The 2,588-nt window shown below is 73.5% G+C and carries 2 protein-coding genes and 1 pseudogene; all 3 read right to left on the bottom strand.

Features of this window, described 5'->3' with window-relative positions:
- A pseudogene (locus ABT106_RS31755) lies at nucleotides 1–704 on the bottom strand (urease subunit alpha); the annotation flags it as partial.
- Nucleotides 701–1,405 (bottom strand): urease subunit gamma, encoded by a 705-nt coding sequence (ureA, locus tag ABT106_RS31750; protein WP_351284470.1) that lies wholly within the window; start codon nucleotides 1,403–1,405, stop codon nucleotides 701–703. The gene ureA and the pseudogene ABT106_RS31755, both read right to left, overlap by 4 nt.
- A gap of 496 nt (nucleotides 1,406–1,901) precedes the next feature.
- Nucleotides 1,902–2,483 carry a TetR/AcrR family transcriptional regulator gene (locus ABT106_RS31745; RefSeq protein ID WP_351284468.1) on the bottom strand — a complete coding sequence of 194 codons (582 nt, stop codon included), beginning with the start codon at nucleotides 2,481–2,483 and terminating at the stop codon, nucleotides 1,902–1,904.
- Nucleotides 2,484–2,588: the final 105 nt, after the last annotated feature.

Here is a 2,588-nt window from a genome sequence, read left to right as displayed (position 1 = left end):
CCCATGTCCTCATGGACCTTGAACCCGGACGCACCGCCCTCCGCGAGCGCCTCGATCAGCGGAGCCGGATCCGAGGAGGAACCCCGCGCGAGGAACCCGATGTTCACCGGCCACGCGTCGAAGGCGTTGAACCCGTGGCGCAGCGCCCAGGGCGAGTTCACCCCCACGCCCCAGCTCGGCCCGATCTCCTGACCGATGATCGTGGTCACCCCGCTCGCGAGCGAGGCTTCCATGATGCGCGGGGAGAGCAGGTGGACGTGGGTGTCGACGGCTCCGGCGGTGGCGATCAGGCCCTCGCCCGAGATCATGGTCGTACCGGTGCCGACGACGACGTCGACCCCGTCGAGGGTGTCGGGATTGCCCGCCCGGCCGATCGCGTGGATCCGGCCCTCGCGGATGCCGATGGACACCTTGCGGATGCCGAGCACCGCGTCGATGACCAGCACGTTGCTGATCACCACGTCACAGGTGTCCCGGACCGCCGCCGCCTTCAGGTGCAGCCCGTCCCGCGCCGTCTTCCCGAAGCCCGCCAGGAACTCGTCCCCCGGCCGCTGCGCATCCGACTCCACCCGGACGGTGAGCCCGGAGTCCCCGAGGCGGACCCGGTCCCCGGCGCGGGGACCGTGCACCGCCGCGTACTCGTGCGGGTCGATGTGCCGGCCCCCGGGGGCACAGTGATCGCTGTGGGAGGTGGGCCTGCTCATGACGTGACTCCTTCCGGGGCTGCCGCACCGAGGTAGCCGCAGGCCGCGGCCTTGCGCAGGGCCTCCGCCTTCACGCCGGGGGCGTCGAGCGGGCCGTCCACCAGACCGGCGAACCCGATCGCCACGCGGTCACCGCCGATGGGGACGAGCCCCACCTCGACGGTGGCGCCGGAGTCGAAACGGGCGGACGACCCGGCGGCGACGGCCAGGCGCATGCCGTAGGCGGCGGCCCGGTCGAAGTCCAGGCGCGGGTTGGCCTCGAAGAAGTGGAAGTGCGAGGTCACGCTCACCGGGACAGCCGCGGTGTTGCGCACACCGAGGGTGACGACCGGCCGCGGGGCATCGACCGTGTCCGAGGCGGGCAGTACGGCACCCGGTGCTTCGTCGTCCCGGGAGTGCTCCCCGAAGGGGTCGCCGATCGCCGCGAGCCGGGTCCCGTCCTCGAACACCGCCTCGACCATCACCTCGGTCACGATGTCCACGACGCCCGGCAGCACGTCGTCCGGACCGAGGACGGCTCGGCCGCGTGCGAGGGCGTCGGCGAGGCGCAGACCGTCACGGGCCGCCTCGCACACCGTGTCGGCGATCACGGCGGTCGCCTCCGGGACGTTGAGCCGCAGTCCCCTGGCCCGCCGGGCCCGGGCCAGTTCCGCGGTGGTGAACAGCAGCAGCCGGTCACGTTCGGTCGGGGTCAGGGGCATGACGCCCACCGGGCGGGCATGCGGTCGGTCATCCGGGGGGTCCTGCGCGCGGCCGTCCGGGGGGCCGTCCGTACGGACGTCCGGATGCCCGGACAGTCGTCCTGAGCTGTCGGTACCTTCATGATCATTCATTCCTCCGGAAGGCGGGCGGGCGGCTCTGGAGCCGGGATCCCTCCGTCCGGGTACACGGGTGCGCGGGGCACAGGGGGGATGGTGGCGCTGCGACGGACAGCGAGGGCCGGATACGGCCGACCGGGCGGTTCGGGGCCGGCGGGGCGGGCCCCGAGCCGGGACTCCGCGGGCCGTCGGCGGCTCCGGTTCTCACTCTGGCATTGACTGAAAATTCAGTCAATAGATGGGGCATCGAAAGGTTCCGGCCTCACCGGGAGAACAGGATCGGACGCCGCGTTGCGGGCGCCGTACGCGCACATCACCCCGGCGGCCCCCGCCGCGCGGGAAGCGAGCCGGGGGCTAGGGGACCCGGGCGGCCCGGGCGTCAGCTCGGGCGGAGCCCGGCCAGTTCGGCGTCGATCGCACCGCGCATGAGCTCCCGCGCGTGCCCGATCCTGGTGCCGCCGCTGAGCCAGCGCATGCTGAGCCCCTCCAGGAGCGCGGTGAGCCGTTCGGCGGCGGCCGCGAGCGACGAGGCCGGCGCCATCGGCTGGACCTGGCCCAGCAGCGCGGCGACCTCCTGGACCCACACCAGGGTGGCCCGGGCGAGATCCTCGCGCAGCACCTCGTCGAAGACGGCGCTCGCCCGCAGTTCACCCCAGGCCGAGCTGTTCTCCCGTACCTCGGGGGTGTCCTGGAGCTCCAGCAGCAGCGTCTCCTCCAGCTCCTCCCGGGGGGTGAGCGGCGGATCGTCCGGGTCGCGGTCGGTGGTGTACCGCTCGGCGCGGTCGTTGATGAACTCGAGGGTCTGGCGCAGGACGCCCGTACGGTCCTTGAAGTGGTAGTAGATCAGGGCCGTGGAGACACCGGCCTCGGCCGCGAGTTCCTCCACGCGCAGCCCGCGGACCCCGCGCCGGGCGATCACCCGGGCGGCCGCTTCGAGGATCTGAGTGCTGCGAGACGCCATGCCCCGCACCTTACCGGGGCCCCCACGGGTGGACGCACACGGCCCGTCACCGGGCGTACGGGCCGGGGCGCGGGGCGCCACGCCCGCAGCGGCGGCCGTGCGGGC

This window comes from Streptomyces sp. NPDC002044, assembly GCF_040296725.1.
Taxonomy (GTDB): domain Bacteria; phylum Actinomycetota; class Actinomycetes; order Streptomycetales; family Streptomycetaceae; genus Streptomyces; species Streptomyces antarcticus.
This window is presented reverse-complemented; position numbering and strand designations above follow the sequence as displayed.

Excerpts from the sequence above, each read along its gene's own strand:
- ABT106_RS31745 (WP_351284468.1), bottom strand. The coding sequence starts at position 2,483 with ATGGCGTCTCGCAGCACTCAGATCCTCGAAGCGGCCGCCCGGGTGATC.
- ureA (WP_351284470.1), bottom strand. The coding sequence starts at position 1,405 with ATGCCCCTGACCCCGACCGAACGTGACCGGCTGCTGCTGTTCACCACC.